16 protein-coding genes and 1 pseudogene are annotated in these 20,614 nt (G+C 33.1%); 6 read left to right on the top strand and 11 right to left on the bottom strand.

Going from position 1 to position 20,614, the window contains the following annotated elements:
* Positions 1-36: 36 nt before the first annotated feature.
* Positions 37-1,140 (top strand): glycerol dehydrogenase, encoded by a 1,104-nt coding sequence (locus CS873_RS01220; protein WP_099974075.1) that lies wholly within the window; start codon positions 37-39, stop codon positions 1,138-1,140.
* 30 nt (positions 1,141-1,170) lie between these two features.
* Here the strand turns inward: CS873_RS01220 and CS873_RS01215 are convergent, their stop codons facing one another.
* Together CS873_RS01215 and CS873_RS01210 are read right to left on the bottom strand one after the other, a co-directional pair.
* Positions 1,171-1,584, bottom strand: a complete 414-nt coding sequence (locus tag CS873_RS01215) for a hypothetical protein (protein ID WP_099974074.1) — start codon at positions 1,582-1,584, stop codon at positions 1,171-1,173.
* Between the two features lie 160 nt (positions 1,585-1,744).
* Positions 1,745-3,139 (bottom strand): amino acid permease, encoded by a 1,395-nt coding sequence (locus CS873_RS01210; protein WP_099974073.1) that lies wholly within the window; start codon positions 3,137-3,139, stop codon positions 1,745-1,747.
* A gap of 280 nt (positions 3,140-3,419) precedes the next feature.
* Here CS873_RS01210 and CS873_RS01205 point away from each other — a divergent pair, with 280 nt between their 5' ends.
* Together CS873_RS01205 and CS873_RS01200 are read left to right on the top strand one after the other, a co-directional pair.
* On the top strand, positions 3,420-4,238 hold the full coding sequence (locus CS873_RS01205) for an alpha/beta fold hydrolase (protein ID WP_099974072.1): 819 nt from the start codon (positions 3,420-3,422) through the stop codon (positions 4,236-4,238).
* 82 nt (positions 4,239-4,320) lie between these two features.
* On the top strand, positions 4,321-5,565 hold the full coding sequence (locus tag CS873_RS01200) for an MFS transporter (RefSeq protein ID WP_099974071.1): 1,245 nt from the start codon (positions 4,321-4,323) through the stop codon (positions 5,563-5,565).
* Between the two features lie 11 nt (positions 5,566-5,576).
* On the opposite strand, the gene CS873_RS01195 is transcribed toward CS873_RS01200, so the two are convergent.
* On the bottom strand, positions 5,577-7,094 hold the full coding sequence (locus CS873_RS01195) for a sulfatase-like hydrolase/transferase (RefSeq protein ID WP_099974070.1): 1,518 nt from the start codon (positions 7,092-7,094) through the stop codon (positions 5,577-5,579).
* A 136-nt stretch (positions 7,095-7,230) separates the two neighbouring features.
* Here CS873_RS01195 and CS873_RS01190 point away from each other — a divergent pair.
* Positions 7,231-7,784: pseudogene (locus CS873_RS01190) on the top strand (cysteine hydrolase family protein).
* A 39-nt stretch (positions 7,785-7,823) separates the two neighbouring features.
* Here the strand turns inward: CS873_RS01190 and CS873_RS01185 are convergent.
* The 5 genes from CS873_RS01185 to CS873_RS01165 form a co-directional block, all read right to left on the bottom strand.
* Positions 7,824-9,008, bottom strand: coding sequence for an NAD(P)/FAD-dependent oxidoreductase (locus tag CS873_RS01185; RefSeq protein ID WP_099974069.1), 1,185 nt, complete (start codon positions 9,006-9,008; stop codon positions 7,824-7,826).
* A gap of 85 nt (positions 9,009-9,093) precedes the next feature.
* Positions 9,094-10,245 (bottom strand): cation:proton antiporter, encoded by a 1,152-nt coding sequence (locus CS873_RS01180; RefSeq protein ID WP_099974068.1) that lies wholly within the window; start codon positions 10,243-10,245, stop codon positions 9,094-9,096.
* Between the two features lie 2 nt (positions 10,246-10,247).
* Positions 10,248-10,844, bottom strand: coding sequence for a TetR/AcrR family transcriptional regulator (locus CS873_RS01175; RefSeq protein ID WP_099974067.1), 597 nt, complete (start codon positions 10,842-10,844; stop codon positions 10,248-10,250).
* A 110-nt stretch (positions 10,845-10,954) separates the two neighbouring features.
* Positions 10,955-11,887: a glycosyltransferase family 2 protein gene (locus tag CS873_RS01170; RefSeq protein ID WP_099974066.1), complete on the bottom strand. Its 933-nt coding sequence runs from the start codon at positions 11,885-11,887 to the stop codon at positions 10,955-10,957.
* Between the two features lie 43 nt (positions 11,888-11,930).
* Positions 11,931-13,835, bottom strand: coding sequence for a coiled-coil domain-containing protein (locus CS873_RS01165; protein ID WP_099974065.1), 1,905 nt, complete (start codon positions 13,833-13,835; stop codon positions 11,931-11,933).
* Between the two features lie 132 nt (positions 13,836-13,967).
* Here CS873_RS01165 and CS873_RS01160 point away from each other — a divergent pair, with 132 nt between their 5' ends.
* Positions 13,968-15,152 (top strand): acetate/propionate family kinase, encoded by a 1,185-nt coding sequence (locus CS873_RS01160; RefSeq protein ID WP_099974064.1) that lies wholly within the window; start codon positions 13,968-13,970, stop codon positions 15,150-15,152.
* Here the strand turns inward: CS873_RS01160 and CS873_RS01155 are convergent.
* A complete protein-coding gene (locus tag CS873_RS01155; RefSeq protein WP_099974063.1) occupies positions 15,149-16,063 on the bottom strand; it encodes a 1,4-dihydroxy-2-naphthoate polyprenyltransferase in 915 nt (304 codons plus the stop codon). The genes CS873_RS01160 and CS873_RS01155 overlap by 4 nt on opposite strands.
* Positions 16,064-16,145: 82 nt before the next feature.
* Here CS873_RS01155 and CS873_RS01150 point away from each other — a divergent pair, with 82 nt between their 5' ends.
* The gene (locus CS873_RS01150) at positions 16,146-17,117 is read left to right on the top strand and encodes a polyprenyl synthetase family protein (protein WP_099974062.1); all 972 of its coding nucleotides are present in this window, start codon (positions 16,146-16,148) and stop codon (positions 17,115-17,117) included.
* A gap of 27 nt (positions 17,118-17,144) precedes the next feature.
* Here the strand turns inward: CS873_RS01150 and cydC are convergent, their stop codons facing one another.
* On the bottom strand, positions 17,145-18,884 hold the full coding sequence (cydC, locus tag CS873_RS01145) for a thiol reductant ABC exporter subunit CydC (protein WP_099974061.1): 1,740 nt from the start codon (positions 18,882-18,884) through the stop codon (positions 17,145-17,147).
* Positions 18,881-20,614, bottom strand: a complete 1,734-nt coding sequence (cydD, locus tag CS873_RS01140) for a thiol reductant ABC exporter subunit CydD (protein ID WP_099974060.1) — start codon at positions 20,612-20,614, stop codon at positions 18,881-18,883. Before cydD ends, cydC begins: the two co-directional genes overlap by 4 nt.

The following is a 20,614-nucleotide window of genomic DNA, read 5'->3' as shown; positions in this document are numbered from 1 at the left end:
TATAATGTAACCGTTATCAAAAAGGAGATGTATAAAATGGTCAGAATTTTTGCTAGTCCATCAAGATATATTCAGGGTAAGGATGTATTTCCTAACGCTAATATATATATTCAAGATCTTGGCGACAAGCCATTATTATTATGTGATAGTGTGGTTTGGAATATTATAGGTGATAAAGTATATAACAATTTAAAAGACAATGACTTTGATGTTGTTCATGTTGAATTTGGAGGCGAAGCATCTGATGAAGAAGCTTCACGTGTAGAAAAGATTGCAAAAGAAAATTCTTCTAACGTTATATTAGGGTTAGGTGGAGGAAAAACTGTTGATGCTGCCAAAAAGGTTGCTTATGACCTTGGTTTAAAAGTTGTCAGCATGCCAACAACAGCCTCTACTGATGCCCCATGTTCAGCTTTGTCAGTTATGTACCATGAAGACGGAACATTCAAGGATTATTCATTCTATAAAAAGAATCCTGATTTGGTTTTGATCGATACTGCAGTTGTTGCGAATGCACCAGTAAGAACTTTAATAGCTGGTATTGGTGATGCAATGGCAACTAATGTTGAAGCATTAGATGTAGCACAAGGTCATAACCAATCAATGGTTCACGGTCAACAAACTTTAGCAGCAATGGCGATTGCTCAAACTTGCATGGATAATTTGTTTGCACATAGTAAACAAGCAATCAGTTCAGCCAAAGCAGGTGTTGCTAGTGAACCTCTAGAAACGATCGTAGAAGCTAACACACTACTGAGTGGACTAGGGTTTGAAAGTGCAGGCTTAGCAGCTGCTCATGCCATATATGATGCCTTTACCGTACTAGATGGTGATATAGAAAAAATGATGCACGGTGAAAAAGTAGCATATGGAACATTGTGTGAATTGATATTGGATAATGCACCAGAAGAAAAAATGAATAAGTTTATTGATTTTTATCAAAGTGTTGGATTGCCAACTACCTTGGAAGATTTGCATATTGCTGATGTTACCTCAGAAGATCTATTAAGAGTTGGTCAACAAGCAACAATTCCAAGTGAGACTATTCATAACATGCCTTTTGAAGTTTCATCACAAGATGTTGCAGATTCTATAAGAGCCGTAAATGAATACGTTGTTTCTTATAATTTGAACAAATAAAAAAACCTACCATTTGGTAGGTTTTTTGTTTTATTGTCCACTTACGTATGACACAAGTCCTTTATTTACATGAATGACAATTCCCTCATCAACGAATCCAGCGTATTCTTTTGCGTTAGAAATTATACTTGCTGCAAGAACTGGTCCTACTGTAGGAATTAGAGATACAACAGCTGATGAAGCAACTGCGCCTGATCCAACGATTAGTTTTAGAGCACGGCTACTAATGTAGATATCTGGTGAGAATGTTCCGCGAGTAAATGTGATAGCAGTGATGTTAGTTGCATCAGCTGGAATACTTAGAACAACAGGAATATCAACTGCTTCTTGTGAACTTTCAACTGATACCCCGTCATCAGTTGTGTCAGCCAAAGCTACTGTTGGAGTAACTGTCACTATTAGTAGTGTTGCTGCTGCTATTGTGCTAATAAGAAATTTTTTCATAATTTGAATCCCCCTCTTTGTTTATGCCAATAATATACCATTTTTTTTCATTCAATGAAATCGTTTTCTTAAAACCGTATTAATTTTTATTTTCAAGCGAAAAAATGAAAAAAGAATCGCATTTTTTGCGATTCTTTTTCTTTAATATAAAGATATAAGTCTATTTATAATTTTCAGGAGATTTCCCGGCTTTTCTGTAACCATACATAAAGTAAATAACTATACCAATTGCAAACCAAACTAATGAAGCAATCCATGATTGAATACTTACTTGAGTCATTAAGGCAACACATAAAATTGCTGACAATCCTGGAAGCCAAGGGTATAGGGGCATTTGAAAGCTACTCTTTGGAATATCATCACGTTTTCTTAGTTTAATTACACCTAAAGAAACAAAAGTAAATGAAACCAGAGTTCCAATATTAACCAAACTTGTCAATTCTTTAAGAGAGACAAAACCACCTAATAAAATAGCTAGAACAGTGATTGAATTTAGTGAAAGCATAGGAACTTTATTGTCAGGATTAATTTCACCGAATTTCTTAGGTATCAGATTATCACGCCCTAGAGCGTAGACTAATCTTGAACCACCATAGACGGTGTTTAACATCATGGTGAACATACCAGCTAAAGCACCAATACTAATTATAAAACTAATACGACCCATTCCCACAGCGTTTAGAGCATAAACAACTGGGTCAGCTACATTTAAATTTTTGTAATTAACCATACCGGTTAGAACAGTAGACATAATTAGGTACAGAACAGTACAGATAGCTAGTGAGTAGAGGATACCAGCTGGTATATTTTTTTGAGGATTTTTAACCTCAGGGGCTGATGAGGAAACAACATCAAATCCTAGATATGCAAAGAATACTAAGGCAGCTCCTTTGATCACACCAGCTCCTCCCATAGGGAAGTAGGGATGGTAATTTGTAGGTTTAATAAAAAATAATCCAATTATAATAAATATTGCAATAACTGCTAGTTTGACAAATACCATGAATGCATTGACACGTGCAGATGATTTTATTCCTCGACGTAGCAAGAAGTAAATAAATATTAAAACAATGACTGAGGGTAGATTTACAAAAGTTCCTTGGCTGGGATCAAAAGGACCGGTTAGTTCCTTAGGTATCTCGATACCAAAACCGTTGAATAAACTTACAAAGTAAGCTGAGAATCCAGAAGAGACTGCGGCAACACCAAGAACGTACTCTAGAACAAGTGACCAACCGACAATCCAGCCAGGAAATTCACCAAATATCAAACTTCCATATGAGTAAGTACTTCCGGCAACTGGAAAAGTTGAAGATAATTCAGCAAAACATAAGGCTGCCAAAACACAGACAATCGCTGCTAAAATAAATGAAATCGTAATCGCAGGACCAGAGGTAGAATATGCAACGATACCAGGCAAAATAAAGATACCTGTACCAATAATTGAGCCGATTCCCAAAGCGATAAGATTCCATTTAGTAAGTGTTTTTTCAAAATGAGCATCTGACAACATAAATTCTTTGATGCTAGCTTTTCTAAATAGCTTTTCTTTCATAAAACATCCCCCCTATTTCTGAAAAGTTGTACCTTTTAGAGTACTAATAGTTTCAGCTGTAGTCAATGGTCTATCTACTTTTATAAATGAAATGAAACATAAATATTAATGTCTATATAAAAATATAATAAGGTTTTGTAATATTTTGTGAAGCTTTTGTGAATATGCTAGAACTTATCAGCTATAAGGGTTAACATATTGTGTAAGGTAATTGAATAGCCAATTTTGTCTAAAAATAATATAATAAAAAATAAAGATAAAGCTAAGTAGAGGTATCATCGTGGAAAAACTTGTAGAAACATCTAGAGGAACAGTTAACATAAAAGTTACTGGTAATTTGGATGATGATAAGAGAGTAATCGTGTTAGTTCCTGGAGTTTTAGGATCAACAGAATACTACGAGTCAATTACACCACTATTATCAGATAAGTACATTGTTGTTACTGCAGATTTATTAGGACAAGGTAAATCTAGCCAATCAAACGACAAAGAATATGATATAGATATGGAAGCATGGGCTATTCTTGAGGCATTAGCAATGGTTCCTATCACATCACAATTAGTTTTATTTGGTTATGGTATCAGTGGTCTGGTAGTGGCTAATATGGCTGAATTAAGAGGCATAAGTGTAGATAAAATCATCCTTATGAATACACCAGCAAATGCAAAACACGCAGAGATAAGCTCATCAAGACGAGTATCATTGTTTAGCAAGGGCGTAAAATCACATAGCTACTTTGCGAAGAATTTTGATGAGTCAAAATTAACTAATCCTAAACTTATTGAAGAAGCCGCATCACAAACAGACCGTCGTGATGTAAAGAAACTAGACAAGATGGGAGTAGATTATCTTGAAAAGAAGGCACTCAACCGCCGACTAAGAGAAATCTATCTTCCAACATTGGCAATATTCTCTGATGAAGATCAAATTCTTGGAGAAGAAGGTATTGCTGATTCTAAGGCTTCAATAGGTCGAGTACCTAAGCTTAAGATTGTTGATATCAAAGGCGTAGGACATGCTGCATTCCTAGAAAAACCTGAAGAAATTGTAGACATTATAAAGAAATTTGATGAAGAAACAAAAGATGATAATAAATAAAAACAGTCAATTTTATATTGACTGTTTTTTTTGTTGACCACATCTAATATAATTTAAGCATTATGTTAGATGTGGGGTAGATATGCCTATGAATAATTGGAAAAAGAATATTTCTTTATTCTTAATAGGTCAATTTCTTTCTGGGGTTACTAGTATGATAGTTCAGTATGCAATCATATGGTATCTGACAAAGAAAACTGGCTCAGCAACCGTGCTAAGTTTTGCAACTTTATTGGGGATGTTACCGATGGTATTTTTAAGTCCATTTATAGGTCCATTTGTGGATAGATTGAACAAAAAAATGCTATTAATTGTTCCTGATTTAGTGGCTGCATCATTTGCAGTTATACTTTCGATTTCAGCTGTCATATATCACACTTTTCCATTGTGGTTAGTTTTTGTTTCATTATTGGTTAGATCAATTGCGCAAACTTTCCAAATGCCAACAATTCAATCGATTCTACCAACAATGGTTCCTGATGAACAATTGACCAAGACAAATGGTCAACTAGGAATGGTTCAATCGGCCAATATGATTATTGCACCAGCATTAGGTGCCTTTCTATTTTCAATCATTCCTATATCAATGTTGATTCTATTAGATGTTTTGGGAGCTGCTGTAGGAGTTACCTTATTGATGTTCGTTGATATCGTTGAAAATCCTAAGTATGATGAAAAAATTCATATTTTAGATGATACAAAATTTGGATTAAAAAAACTTACAGATAAAAAAGGCCTATGGTATTTGACTTTAATTGGTTCTATATTTGTATTACTATTTATGCCTGCTGCTAGTTTGTATCCTTTGATGACTATGTCTTATTTCAAGGGGAATGTCAGTCAAGCCGGCGTAGTAGAGGTTATTTATTCTGTAGGAATGCTTGCAGGAGGGACCTTTATTGGTATCTTTGGTAATTGGAGTGACCGCATGAAACCAATCATATTATCATGTTTTGTTATGGGATTATCGATAGGTTTTAGTGGTTTATTACCAGGAAATCAGAGAGGATTTGCTGCATTTGTAATATTAAATTTAATTGCTGGTTTAGCAACACCTTTCTTTAATACATTGGTTATGGCGATGATCCAACAAAGTTATCCACCGCAACAGCTTGGGAAGATATTAGGTATTTTTAATTCCTTACTAAGTATCACCGGACCAGTTGGTTTGATATTTGCTGGACCTTTAGCTGATAAAATAGGCGTCGAAAAATTATTTATAATTGCTGGTATAGGGGCATTTATCTGTGGAATATTAATTCTACTTATACCAATAGTTAGGAATTATGATAAACAATTGGAAAAAGAAAAAGCAAACTCTATATAGGGTTTGCTTTTTTATTTACCTTCAATAAATTTTTTATCATAAAAACTAGATTTTGTTGATAGACCTGTATTTACTTTATCAAAGCCATCTTGTTCGATTAAAGTTTTACGATCTGACAATAGATTAGCACCCATACCTAGTCTATTTCCGTTAATTTTAACACCTAGAGATGCTAATGTTGTTGGAAACATATCCATGGTGCTAAACTGACGATCTTTTGTTTTCACGTTTTTAGTTTGATCACTTGGTGCATTCAAAATCATATTAAAAGTGTGACGGTTCGTTACTCCTTTGTAGTAAGAAGTATCCATTCCTAAATGGTCACCATCAACGATGATCGTAGTGTTTTCATACCAAGGTTGCGTTTGAGCCCATTTGATAAATTCTGCAATCTGATAATCAGAGTAGGCAATAACCTGAGAGTATTTATCTCCATATTTACTGTAACTACTTGGCATCGATTTCTCTTTGTAGCCACCAATGTGATGAGTATTAACGGTTAACATAGTTAAGTTAAAGGGCTTATTTTGTTGACTCAAGTAATTAAGATCTACTTTTGCATAGTCGAATAACTTACTATCTTCATATCCCCACCAAACTTTGTAATTGTTAGGGATCCTGTTAGTTTTTTTGGCATTTTTGTAATCATCTATGAAGACATCGCAATGTTGGCTGAAGTAATTTCTTCTTCCACCAAATGTTGCATCAGAACCTAGCAAAAATGTTTGATTATAACCATTTTTGGCTAAAATATCGTTTATTGAAGTTATGCCAGGTAAGAATTTGTCGTCTTGGCCATTCGCATATGATCCCTTTGTCTTTAATCCACTAGGAACTTTTAGTGGCATACCACTTGTTTGAGCCACCATACCAGCAATTGTGTATCCTGTACCTTCAAGTTGTTGAGCTCCACCAAATTCCTTATCACTATCAGAAAAATGAATTCCCTGATTAGCTAGTTTAGTAAGATTAGGAAGCATGTTTTGGCTGTCTTGTCCGCCCATACTTTTGGAAGTTGCAGTAGATTCTAAAGATTCACCATAAATATAGATTAGATTTCTTTTTTTCTTAGGGAAAGTCAAAAGACTCTCTTTAGGTTCAACGTAGTTTCTTTGAATATAGTTTGAATCAGATGTTAGATATTTGTAGAAAGCCACAGCGTTGATGTTATATGCAGCAACCGATGTCGTTAAGACAAAAACAAGTAGACTTGAGATAAATGCCCTTTTTCCAAATCTTGAATTCGTGTGTTTTTCCATTGGAAGATAAAATATTGCTACCAAAACTACTAGTAACAATATCCCAATAAATAATGGACCGGTGATAAAACTATTGATAAAATTACTATCGGCACCCTCCATCGGTTGAGTCAGATTGTAAATAATTTGTTCTGGACTAAGGTTGTTGAAATTGCTGTTAGCCCATATACTAGCCAGTAATAAAAAAATTCCGAGCGCTACAAAAAAAGCACTCAAAATACTTATAAACAAGTATTTTTTGTTTACTTTACCCCGATTAAATTTGTTCATAAAAATACCCCAATAATTTAAATAATTGCTATCAACGATACTCTAAAAATAATTTAATATCAAGTTGTTATAATGTAATAAATTAAGAATAATATTGTATATTAAGAGATAAAATTAGTAGGGCGAGGTAATAATTATGGACAAAAAGAAGGCACTATTAATAATTGATTATACAAATGACTTTATTGCTGATGATGGTGCTCTAACTTGTGGAGAACCAGGTCAGAAAATCGAAAACAAAATTATTAGTTTGGCAGACGAATTTTATCAAAATGGAAATTTCGTATATTTACCAACAGATACTCATATTAAAGATGATAAGTTTCATCCTGAGACAAAATTATTTCCCACTCACAATGTAAAAGGAACAAAAGGACACGAATTATATGGCAAATTAAAGATTTGGTATGATAGTAATTCAAATAGCGAATTAGTTAATCAATTTGATAAAACGAGATATTCATCATTTGCAGGAACTGACCTAGATTTAAGATTGCGAGAGAGGGAAGTCACAGATTTGTATTTAACTGGAGTTTGCACGGATATATGTGTACTTCATACAGCAATAGATGCATACAACTTGGGATACTCGATAAACGTCTATAAAGAAGCTGTGGCATCATTTAGTCAAACAGGACATGATTTGCTTTAGAACATTTTAAAAATGTCTTAGGAGCAAATATATTGTAAATAAAAAAAGAACCCAACTAGGGGTTCTTTTTTTATTTATTATAAAGTTCCTTTACGGAATGCTGTCTTAAGACCGGCAACTTCAAGAATACCAACATCAGCTGACATGTGCTTCATAAATGAAGCAATGTGACCGCGGAATTTCATCTTGCTAGGTAGTTCAGCTATACCATGGTTTTGACCAAGTGAAGCAACAGTACCTTTTGATTTGTAAACAAATTTAACTAGCGGCTTGTCATTAATTGCATTAGCAATGTTTTGCGCTGTAATAGTACCTTGAGCAGTAGCTAATTGACCCGTTGTAGGTAATGGACGATCTTGTCCTTCAGGAATCATTGCTGAGTCATCACCGATGAAGAATGCTTCGGGGTGATCTTCTAGATTAAGATAACTAGTTGTCATTACACGATTTCTACGTGCATCAAATCCTGAAGCCTTGATAACATCACTACCACTAACTCCGACAGTCCAAACAATTGAGCTGGCTTTGACTTCTTTAGTTTCATCGCCCATTTGATATTCAACAGAACCTTTATTGATTTTCTTGATATCGGCACCTGTAATAATATTGATACCATGATTTGTAAGATAGTTAACAGCATACTTAGCAAGTTCACTATCAAACATAGGTAGGATACTTGTGGCTTTTTCTAAACAAGTAACAGTTATATCAGGGACATTATATTTTGCTTTAAGAACTTGTTTAGAATCTACCAATTCACCAAGCATCTCGATACCTGTAAAACCAGCACCACAAACAACGATACTCAAATCTGCGGGATCATTTGATGTTTTGTAATTAGAGATATTTTTTTCAATTGTATCGTAAATTTTTTCAGCAGTTTTTACACTCTCAAGGATAAGAGCATTTTCACTTGCACCCTCAAGACCGAAATCTTCAGATCTGAATCCAAGAGCGACTACTACGTAATCGTAAGTCATATCGTCATGATCAGAGAAAGAAACTTTTTTGTTATCAACATCTATATTTGAAACAGTAGCTTTGATGAAGTTAACCTTTGATGGTATAACATCAGTTATTTTGAAAGAAATTGCATCTGCTTTTCTTGTTCCAGCAGCTATTGTATGCAATCCTGTTTTTTCAACGTGAAGTTCTGAGTCATTTACTAAATCAATTTGTGTATCACTTGATGCGTGTTTAGCTAATTCGCGCGCTGTACGTAAACCACCGTAACCAGCACCTAAGATTAAAATGTGAGCCATAATTATTATCTTCCTCCAAGTATGATTAATTAAATATTTTCGTTATTATTCATTATATATCTTTGTTTTCACAAATGGTATTGATTTACTCGATAACATCTCTAGAAATTGAGTTTTTTAAGAAAAATGGTGCTAAAACAGTAATTAGGATGATACTTATAATAATTGCTGAGTAATATTCTTCTGATAAAAGACGTACTTCAAAGCCAATTTGTGCAATAATTAATGCCATTTCCCCACGGGAAATCATACCAGATCCAATGATATATGATTCTTTGTTACTGAATCCGGATATACGTGCACCCAAACCTGCTCCAAATAATTTTCCAACTATTCCAACGACAGTTAAGCTGACTATTAACCAGAAATCTTTTAAGAAGTTTGAAAAATCGATTGAGAGACCAATACTTACAAAGAAAATTGGAATAAATATTGAATATCCAATTTTTTCAATGTTATCTCCAATCTCATTGTCGTATTGATCAGATGCGGAAACAATTATTCCTGCAGCAAATGCACCTAGAACAGCGTCCAAATGAACAGCATCTGCGAAGACTGCAAATATAAAACATATTATTAGAACTACAACTGTAGGTGCCTGAGGAGCATCGAGATATTTAACTAAGTTAAGTATTTCAGGAATAATCCATTTGTAACTGGCAATAGTTACCACAACAAACACTATCCATAGGCAAACTAATAGTGCCAAACTTTGCCAAGAAAAATCACCTGTTAATGTACCCGACATAATGCTTAAAATTGAGATTGCCAATATATCGTCAACAACAGCCGCACCAAGAATAACAGTCCCTGATTTACTTTGTAAATAATTCAATCCCTTTAAAACTTCGACAGAGATTGAGACGGAAGTCGCAGCAAATATAACCGCAATAAACGTACTCTCACGTAATTCGATGCCAAAGGCAATAGAAGTTACAAAGGTTAATATCATTGGTATAACAACACCAAAGACTGCAACGTTAAAACTTGGTGCAAAGTGTTTTCTTAGTAGTTTGAAGTCACTCTCTAAACCAGCAATGAACATTAATAAAATTACGCCAATTTCTGCGAATAATTCTAATGAATGTGTCGGTTTTACAATATCTAGTACTCCTTTACCAAGGATAACACCTAAGAGAAGTTGTCCAATAACACTGGGTATATTGATTCGATTGAATACAGTACTAACTACAACACTTAAAAAAAGGATTAGTGTTAGTATCTCTATAAATTCCATATCTACTCCTCATTTTTTATTTTTACTCCATTTATGAAGATTTCAACCATAGTTTTTAAGTTAGCTATGTTATGTCGTCTGCTTTCTTCATCGTACTCTATATATGGTAACAACATTGTTAAATAAGTTCCAACTTGAACTGGCAAAGCAATGTCTTTTCTGAGAACTTCTTTGTTAGATTGGAATATATTATATAGAACCTTATAGTATCCGCCACCCCAGTTTTGACTGATATTTTTCTTTTCTTCATCAGTAAAAAAAGTTTCAATATCATGGCGCATTAAGAAATAGTTTATTTTAAAGTTTTCAATCATGAATGTTGAAATATTTAGAAGTAATTCACTGAAGGGCTCGTCTTTGTTTTCGTTGTAGTATTTTAATAAGTTATCGCCAAATTCCCCCATGGAAAAATCTATGGATTCAGCATACAACACTTTCTTATTTTTAAAATAATGATACATATTAGGTTGAGTAATACCTAATTCTTGGGCTATCTGCCTAGTAGAAGTCGCCTGAAATCCCTTGGTGAAGAAACTTTCGGTAGCTACTTCTAAAATGTTATTTTTTGTCTTTTCGGCTTGTAATTCACGAGAATTCAAAATAAAATCTCCCCTCTTATCTAGGTATTATTATAACTTATTGAAAAACAAATAGTATAATTATCAGCCGATAAATAAAAACCTCTTTACTTTAATTTAAAGTAAAGAGGTTATTTTTTTTCTTTAACGATATAGATAGGGCGTTTTTTAACTTCTAAGAATATTTTACCGATGTATTCACCTAGAATACCGATACATATTAGCTGAATACCACCAACTAAAAGAATTATAGAAACAATTGAAGACCAGCCATCAACACTACTCATAGGATAGATTAACTTTCTAACAACAATAGCAATCATAGCTACAATTGATATCAAAGAGAAGATCGATCCTAGCCATGTTGCTAGAGATAGAGGTCTTTCTGTGAAGTCAATAATTCCAGAAATAGCATATTTAGTTAGTTTCCAAAAATTCCAACTTGTTGATCCAGCAGACCTTTCACGATTGTTGTAAGGGATGTATTTTGTGTTGAAACCAACCCAACTGAAAATTCCCTTAGAAAAACGATTATATTCTGTCATTGATAATACTGCATTAACCATTTGTCTGGTCATTAGACGATAGTCACGAGCGCCAGGGATTATCTTAGTTTGAGACATTTTGTTGATTAAACCATAGAATGCATTTGAACAGACAGATATAATTACATTTTCTCCCTTTCGATCCATTCTAGCTGTACCAACACAATCGTATTCATGCTCTTCCAAAATATCGAACATTTCTGGCAAGGTTTCAGGAGGATCTTGAAGGTCAACATCCATTACAGCAACGTAGTCACCAGTTGCTTCTTTTAGACCAGCATATATTGCAGCCTCTTTACCAAAATTTCTTGAAAAAGATACAAAATGAACATCTTCTGGATGTTCATTTTGTAGTTCTCTTAAGATAGGGTAGGTGTGATCCTTCGATCCATCATCTATGAACCAATATTCAATTTTGAATTTATCAATAGTGCTCATCAATTTTGTCATTGTATCGTAGTAAATTTGAATTGTTTCTTCTTCGTTAAAACAAGGGACAATTATTGATATTTTCTTCATATTTTTCCTCAAATATAAAAATACTCCATAACAGAGTGCTTATTTAAATTATTTCTAGTTTATCAGGTAACAGATCACTATTATTTAGATTTTCTTCAATCAAACTAACTGTTATATCGTGCTTGATACTTTGCTCGATTTTCTTCAAATCAGTAGTGTTTTCAACAAGTATATCAGTTATATACTTTTTATCATTAAGTAATTTATTTAAGACACCAATATCATCATTTACATTTTTAACGATAACAATAATATTCTCATTATTTAGTTGGAAATTACTATTAATAACTTCAAACATTAGATCACCAAATGTTGTTACAAATGTAGTGTTTTCGCTGAATTCGACAGTTTCTAGCCACCAAGCTATAAGGCTTTCTTTGTTTTCAAAGGCTTCTTTAACTTCATCATTTCCATCAAAAACTTGGAATAGTGAAATATTTCCATCGTTATAAATCTCAGCTAAGGCTTTTTGACCATCCATTTTGTAATAATTTTGTTCTTTGATTTTTCCGATATTATAGATGATTTCTGAAGATAAAATGCCCGCCATATTATATAAACTAGTCTTAATTAGAGTATTTTCACGGAATTCTTTCAATTCTTGAATAATGCCGTTTTTGTATGTAGCTTCCATGATTAAGCTATTTGTAGCATCATAAACAAGCTCACGATTGTCTTCTGTTGTAACTGTCCAATCGTCATGAACTTCTAAAATAAAGTTTTTGGCTGCTACTACGTCAACACTCTGTAAATCTGCGTACATGTTAAGAATGATAGGCTTGGGTAGATTTGAATTATCCATGCTTTGGCTAATTTTCTCAACAATATGTCTATCATAGCTTGTTGTTACTGAAACAGCAGATTTATTTGTCTGACCTTCAATAAATTTGATGGTTCTGATATGTTGAACAAAATCATCTTTTTCAGAAATAGAATCAGCAAAAAGGAAGTAATTTTTACTTGAATTAATATCTATATCTCTAATTAGATGTCTAGTGTTAAATGTATCTTTAATATATTCAGCGACCGTATCAATTTTGGAGTCAACTTTTTCAATTTCACTAGAAATTTTTTCGGTTTCCTTTTCTAAATTGCTGATATTACCTTGATAGTGGGCAATATCTGAAGCACGAGAGGCTTTATTTTTTTCAAAATTGTTTTGCATAATGGTAACTTTGTTTTCCAAGTCACCAACATTTTTAGCTTGGGCAGTAAGTTCTTTAGAAACTTCTTCCAAATTTTGATTAAGTTGTGTTAGATTTTTTGATTTTTCATCAATCGATTTTTGTATATCTTTTCTAGCTTTATAAATAGTATCGATAGAATTTTTCTGTTCTTCCATTAGTTCCATCAATTTTTGTAAGTTTGCTTCTTCTTTAATTGAAGAAGAGAGATTCAATTCGTCTTGCTGATTTTGAGCTAAATTTTGATGTAGTTCAGAAAGTTCTACTTCAGCTTTCGAGATTGCAATTGATGCTTCATGTTGTTGGTCTTTTAGTTCAAATAGCCTTGCAGCAGTGTCTTCTTGATTTTTCTTTTCAAGATCAATTTTTTCTTGATGTTCTTCTTCACTGTAATTTTCTAATTCATTTAGATATTCTTGATCTTTTTTGGTATCTTTTTTTAAACGTTTTAGGTAACTTTCAAAAGTTTCTTTTTGTTCTACAAGTTTATCGTACTCACTAAATAAATTACTCTTTAAATCTTTCTTTAGGGAACTGTATTCTTGAGCAAGAGATCCCATTTTTTGAGTAATATTCATACGTTGTTCTTCAAGTGTAGAACCAGCAATTTTTTCTGGCTCAGCTTCTTGAGTTGTGTCATTTTTAACTTCGTTATCAGTTGTTTTGGCAGTAACATCTGAGTTAGTTGCTGTCTCTTTTTCTTTTGTAGGAGAAGTTTCCTCATCCTCTAAATCATAATTTAGAAAGCGATTAAATAATTTCACTAATAATTCCTCCAACAAACGTTTATAATAGTTACTAAAGAGTAGCATTTTTTTAAAATAGTGTCAAAATTATGTTGACATATCAATGTTTTAATGAATTGCTATAGATTAAGTAAAGGGAGAAGTTCAGATATGAAAGTAATGGTTATTAATGCAGGTAGCTCAACATTAAAATGGAAATTGTTTGCTATGCCTGAAAAGGAAGTTCAAGCATCGGGTATGATTGATCGTATGGGCTTTGAAACTTCAACTTTTAGTTTCAAATATAATGGCAAAAAAGTTACCCATGAAGAAAAAATTGAATCAAATAAAGCTGCTATCCAATCAATTCTTGATGATTTGATTGAAGTTGGTTTAATTAAAAAATATGATGATATTTCTGCCTTTGGTCACCGCGTTGTTGCTGGTGGTGAAGACTTTAAAAAATCTACAGTTATTACTAAAGATAACATTGATCGAGTTTTTGAACTCGCTGAATATGCACCTTTGCATAACAAAGTTGAAGCAACATTTATTCAATTGTTTGAAGAACTTGTACCAAGTGCTACACAAGTGGCAGTCTTTGACACATCATACTTCACTGATATTCCAGAAGTTAACTACTTGTACAGTTTAAAATATGAATACTATGAAAAATATAAGATTCGTAGATATGGCGCACACGGAACTAGCCACCGTTATATAACAAGAAGATTGAATGAAATCCTGGGTGGACTAGAAGACAAGAATGTCATCATCTTACATTTAGGAAGTGGTGCTTCTATAAGTGCAATACAAAATGGCAAACCAGTTGATATTTCAATGGGATTCACCCCATTAGCAGGAATTACTATGAGTAGTAGAACTGGTGATATCGATGCGTCAATTATTCCTTACCTAATGGAAAAACTGAATATAACTGATGTAAATGAGATAATCACTAAGTTCAATAAAGAGTCTGGTTTATTAGGAATTTCAGGTATATCACCAGATATGCGTGATATACGTGCACAAGAAGACACTAACCCTCGAGCTAAATTAGCAATAGATGTTTATGTAAATAGAATTGTTAAATATATTGGTTCATACGCTGCAGAAATGGGCGGATTAGACGCAATTGCATTTACCGCAGGTGTTGGAGAAAATTCACCAGAAACCCGTGGAAAGATTTTAGATAATCTACAACTTTTTGGAATTAAAGAAGATCATGATCGTAATTATGGTGAAGGAGACAACCGATTAATTACAACCGATAATTCTAAAGTTGCTGCATACGTAATTCCAACAGATGAGGAATTAATGATTGCTCATGATACATATACAATCGTTAATGGTTAAAAATTAAATATAACGCCTAAAAAGAAGGTCAAAACTTGTACGAGAGTTATTAAAAATAAACTCTTAATTGCAAGTGGAAAGGTCTTCTTTTTTATTGGATTTTTATTAAATTGCAGAGTGTTTTTAAAAACTATTGGTGTGATTAATAATGTTAGAAGCATCATTTTTGGAAGTAGTCCTATTATCACAGAACAAATCAACGCAATAAATCCTATTACGTAAAATGAGCTAAACATAAATTTGGCATTGTTTACACCTAAATAGTAAACAATCGTTTTTCTACCTAATTCAACATCTTCTTCTGCATCAGCGATATTGTTTGCCAAAAGAAGGTTGGAAATGGCAAAAACGGTCAATAGTGATGAAAGTAGAACATCTCCATAAAATTTACTGTTGAAGGTGATTGTACCAACATTATAAACGTTGATATATATGGCAATTAGGTAGATAACAAATCCCATTGTTATACCTGAGAAAAATTCTCCAAAAGGTCCACGATTGATTGGGAAAGGTCCACCTGCATAGAAAAATCCGACGGCAAACGAAAATAAGCCTAGATAAAGTATAATTAATCCAACTTTATATACGATAAAAAGACCCAGGATTGCTGCTGTTGCAGTAAAAATGAAGTCGATCCATCCTACTAGGTGAATATTTAAATTGTTTTTTCCAATGACGTTAGTATTCTTTTGAAAATCTTTTGCATGGCTTGCATTCTTGTAATCAAAATAATTATCATTAATATCTACCGCCATGTTGAATAATAGCATGGCAATAAAGAAAATAAATAAGTATAATAGATTTAATGAATGCCAATGGTAATAGGAATATAATGTTCCCATTATAAATGGAAAAATACTGGCTGTTTTTGCTTTAATTTCGACAAGTTCGAAAAATACAGATGGTTTCAATTAACTCAGTCCTTTTTGTTTGATAAACTATATTATATTATTTTAAAACTGTATATGTACAGTCGTTTAGTGGGGAATTTAGATGGCAAATGAAATTTGGAAAGATTATCCAAAAATTGCGGAAAAATTAGATAACACAACTTCATATATTCATAATCAAATAAGAATTTCTAATCCTGAAATTACAAAGATGATTATAGATTTAACTTCTGGTGGAAAGATGCTCCGTCCAGCATTCTTTATGCTGTTCACAAATTTTGGACCTGAAAAAGTATCTAACGAGCAGTTAGTACCTTTGTCGGCATCATTTGAGCTATTGCATGTTGCCACATTAATTCATGATGATGTCATTGATGATTCGCCAGTTCGTCGTAGTCGACCAACTATTCACACTAGATATGGTAAGCGTAACGCTATATATGCAGGTGACTATTTATTTACCTTGTACTTTGAGAGTATTTCTAAATACTTACCTTCAAAGCTAGATATTCTTAGTAATTCTCTTAGTATGAAGAAAATTCTAATTGGTGAACTAGACCAACTACTAATTAATAATAACATTAATGCAACACCTAAAATGTATTTCAAAGAAGTTGCCGGAAAAACTGCCGAATTATTTAGTTTGAGTACCAAGATGGGTGCGGTTGTATCTGGCGGTGATGATAAATTGGTTAATTTATCTAAAAATATTGGACATGATATAGGAATGGCATTTCAAGTTATAGATGATGTTTTAGATTTTGGAGATGAAAGTAGCACAGGAAAGCCAAACCACGAAGATCTGCGTAATGGTGTTTATTCTTTGCCTTATATAATTGGATTTAATGAAAAGAATCAGGAATTAATTGAACTATTATCTAATGAAAGTCTGACGGAAGAGCAAATTAATCAGGCAGCCAAGATAGTAGTTGAAAGTGGATATTTGGATAAAGCTAAGGATATTGCTAAGACCTTCACTTCACATGCCGAAAGACGTATCAAAAAATTACCGAGATCTAGTTATCGAAAACAATTAGAAAAAATAGTAAAAAAATTATTAGATCGAATAGATTAAAAAAACCTACCCAAAGGGTAGGTTTTTTTATATTCCAATATCCATATTGTATAAATCTTTGAAATGTTCATTTGAATTGTAGAGTTCTTTTGGTGAACCCTGCATTTCAATTTTTCTATCATCCATGAATATGACATGATCTGCGTAGTTTACACCTTGAAGATGGTGAGTTACCCAGATTATGGTTTTGTCTTTTAGAACTGTAAATATGGTATCTAGTAATTTATTTTCAGTAATTGGATCTAAACCTATGGAAGGTTCATCTAGGAGAACTATTGGTGCATCTTGCAAAAGAATACGGGCAAGTGCAATACGTTCTTGTTCACCACCAGAGAATCTTTCACCGTTTTCACCAACAATTGTGTCGTACTTGTCAGGTAATGATTCTATCAAATCTTTTAGACCAACTCTATCTAGAGCTTCTATTACATCAGAGTTTGATTTATTTTCATTTCCTAGACGAACGTTATTCAAAATTGTTGTGTTAAATAGAAACGGATTTTGATTTAGAACTGAGAAGATTTCAGTACGGTGATTTTGTAGTTTAGAAACATCAATTCCATTGACTTTAACGGAACCATCGTTGGCTACTAGATCACCTAAAATTAGCTGCAGGATAGTAGTTTTACCAATACCACTTGGTCCAAGTAAAGCTACCTTTTGACCTCGATTAATTTTTTGGGAGAAGTTCTCGATGATTACAGATGAAGTACCGTTATAAGTGAAGTTAACATTCTTTAATTCAATGTCTTTGAATTCCTTAGTATCAAAGTCTACTTGTTCAGGAAGCTCAACTTTTTCAGTTTTTAAACTATTCAAACGATTAATAGAACTCTTATATTCTGGCCACTCTTCAAATCCTTGACTAACGGGGATAATTGCATCTGAAAGAGGGAAAATAGCCAGAACAATTGCCGCTACAAAATTGGCTTGTGCTTGATAATTAGTAAATTTTATATTAGTAAAAATCAAAAAACAAACAGCGATAACTGCAAAGACAATTTGTAAAACAAAGTCACGATTACGACGGAACTTGCTAGACTTGCTTTGAAGTGATTCAAGTTCTTTTAGATTTTTTTGAGATAGATTTTTGAAGTCGTCATAACGGCCAGAAATAACCCAATCATCTACACCTAAGATATTGTCAGTTAATTCTGAGTATAGATTTGCTTTTATGGATTTTTGTTTTTCACGACGAGCACTTTCAATTAAAACAGAAAATACAGGTACTACAAAAATTTCAACAAGAATTAGTAAGAAGATAATCAATCCAAATATAGGAGAGAATACACCAATAGCAATTGATCCAAATAATGATAGCAGATATGCGACTACGGTTGGGAAAACTGTTACTAGGTATAAATCCTGTAAATGATTTATGTCTTCAGACAGTAACCCCATGATGTCTCCAGAACGGTGTTTTTCATTGAAGAATGATGCATCATTTTCCAAGGTTCTATATAGACGAGTTCTTAATTCTGAAGTTATCTTCAATACCCAGTTGTGACTTCTTAGTCTCTCAGCGTATTTAAAAACTGGACGTCCAATACCAAAAGCTCTAGTCAATAAAATAGGCACATATATAAGAAAAATATTTACAGGTTGTGTAGCTGCCTTGTCAATTGAGTAACCAGAAGTAAACATCAATGCTGCTGCACAAAATGAAGTACAAAATCCTAGGAAAATAGCTAATGAAAGTAATCCCTTATATTGTTTAATATATGGTTTTACCCAGGTGTCATTTTTGAATGTTTTAAAGAAACTCATAATTGATCACCTCGCATATTTTCTATCAGATTCATGTAAGGACCTTGTGATTTTTGAAGATCATCAGGGGTACCTTGCTCAACAATTTTACCGTTATCCATAACGATGACGTAATCCATATTTTTTAACCAGTGTAATCTGTGTGTAGCAAAAATTACTAAGTGATCTTTGAATAGTTCTTCCATTGGTGCTTTCAAATTGTATTCTGTTTCGATGTCCAAATGAGCAGTAGGTTCATCAAAAATCAATACATGGCGATCTTTAGCTAGAAAGGCTCTGGCTAGCATTATTCTTTGTTGTTGACCGCCAGATATACCTCGACCACCTTCTCCAATTATAGTTTCATATCCTTCTGATAAACTATCAATAAAAATATCGAGACCCGCTTGTTTAGCAGCAAGATTGACTTGATCATCGGAAGCTAATGGATTGTAGAATTTAATGTTGTCCTTAATACTTCCACTAAATAAATATGGTGATTGGGGTAGAAATGCTAACTGATCACGCCAAGATTGAACGTTTAAATTATCTAACTGTTGATCATTAATTGTCACGTTGGCATTTGTATTTGATCCCAAGAAACCACCCAAGTATCTAATTAGGGTAGTTTTACCTGATCCGGATTTACCAATTACAGCAATTTTTTTGTATCCTGATAGTTTTAGCTCTTTGATATCTAGACTGGAAGAAATTGCATCTTCTTCATACTTAAACTCGACATTTTTAATTTCTAAATTAGAATTTTCATCCCATGAAAAATTAGACAAAGTGTCTTTTGTTTTGTTATCAGGTATTGCTAGAGTTTCAAAAATAGAACCAAGTGCATTTTTACCATCTAGAGTAGCATGATAGTCACTAGAAAAATCACGTAGAGGCAAGAAATATTCAGGTGCAAGAATAAGTGTAACTAGAGCTGGAAAGAGTGGCATTGTGCCATTTATTAGAGCAAGACCTAGGAATACAGCCAAGATAGCAATACCTAGCGTTGTAAGCCAATCTAAAGCGAATGTAGATAAGATAGCAATACGAAGAGTATTGATCGTTCTACGACGATATTCATCACTTACAACGTGGATATTGTTTTCATATTTTTTACTCAAGCCTAGCATTTTTAATGTAGGTAAACCTCTTAAAGAATCTAAGAAGTGATTTGAGATTATTGTATATTGCTCATATTGTTCATCTGCCTTAGATTGAGCAGCTAACCCTAGAATAATCATAAATAGTATAACTAGAGGAACAATAATTGTTAGAGTAATTCCTGAAGAAATGCTCTGCATATATATATAGATTAAAAGTATGGGAGGAATGATAGACATGTTCAAGACCTTAGTAAAAATCAATTTGAAATAATTTTCAATTAGGTCAATTCCATCAAGAGAAGAGGTAACTAAATTACCGCTACCATTTCGTAGAATAATTTCTGAACCAGTATCGTAGATCTTATCCAGCAATTCTGAACGAATTTCTTCAGATGTATTGGCGGCATAATTATCGACGATACGACTGTTTAACAAGTTAAATAAATGTCTTGCTACAAAGGCAAGAAAAAATAAAGCCATTGGCATATAGATTGTGTCTAATGGCTTCATCTTCCATGAATTAACTAGTGCTTCTGCTAAATACTTACCTTGGAATAAAATAACAAATGCTTGCAGGAAAGTTAATCCTGCAAGCATTAGTAGAAGTTTTTTAGTTCCTGGTAAGCGTAATAAACGCTTATCAATCAT

It is taken from the genome of Companilactobacillus metriopterae, assembly GCF_002762335.1.
GTDB lineage: Bacteria > Bacillota > Bacilli > Lactobacillales > Lactobacillaceae > Companilactobacillus > Companilactobacillus metriopterae.
This window is presented reverse-complemented; position numbering and strand designations above follow the sequence as displayed.

What these genes read in the sequence shown, in the direction of transcription:
- cydD (WP_099974060.1), bottom strand. Translation starts at nt 20,614, where the DNA reads ATGATTGATAAGCGTTTATTACGCTTACCAGGAACTAAAAAACTTCTA.
- CS873_RS01185 (WP_099974069.1), bottom strand. Translation starts at nt 9,008, where the DNA reads ATGGCTCACATTTTAATCTTAGGTGCTGGTTACGGTGGTTTACGTACA.
- CS873_RS01220 (WP_099974075.1), top strand. Translation starts at nt 37, where the DNA reads ATGGTCAGAATTTTTGCTAGTCCATCAAGATATATTCAGGGTAAGGAT.
- CS873_RS01170 (WP_099974066.1), bottom strand. Translation starts at nt 11,887, where the DNA reads ATGAAGAAAATATCAATAATTGTCCCTTGTTTTAACGAAGAAGAAACA.
- CS873_RS01180 (WP_099974068.1), bottom strand. Translation starts at nt 10,245, where the DNA reads ATGGAATTTATAGAGATACTAACACTAATCCTTTTTTTAAGTGTTGTA.
- cydC (WP_099974061.1), bottom strand. Translation starts at nt 18,884, where the DNA reads ATGAGTTTCTTTAAAACATTCAAAAATGACACCTGGGTAAAACCATAT.
- CS873_RS01150 (WP_099974062.1), top strand. Translation starts at nt 16,146, where the DNA reads ATGGCAAATGAAATTTGGAAAGATTATCCAAAAATTGCGGAAAAATTA.
- CS873_RS01200 (WP_099974071.1), top strand. Translation starts at nt 4,321, where the DNA reads ATGCCTATGAATAATTGGAAAAAGAATATTTCTTTATTCTTAATAGGT.
- CS873_RS01210 (WP_099974073.1), bottom strand. Translation starts at nt 3,139, where the DNA reads ATGAAAGAAAAGCTATTTAGAAAAGCTAGCATCAAAGAATTTATGTTG.
- CS873_RS01160 (WP_099974064.1), top strand. Translation starts at nt 13,968, where the DNA reads ATGAAAGTAATGGTTATTAATGCAGGTAGCTCAACATTAAAATGGAAA.
- CS873_RS01195 (WP_099974070.1), bottom strand. Translation starts at nt 7,094, where the DNA reads ATGAACAAATTTAATCGGGGTAAAGTAAACAAAAAATACTTGTTTATA.
- CS873_RS01215 (WP_099974074.1), bottom strand. Translation starts at nt 1,584, where the DNA reads ATGAAAAAATTTCTTATTAGCACAATAGCAGCAGCAACACTACTAATA.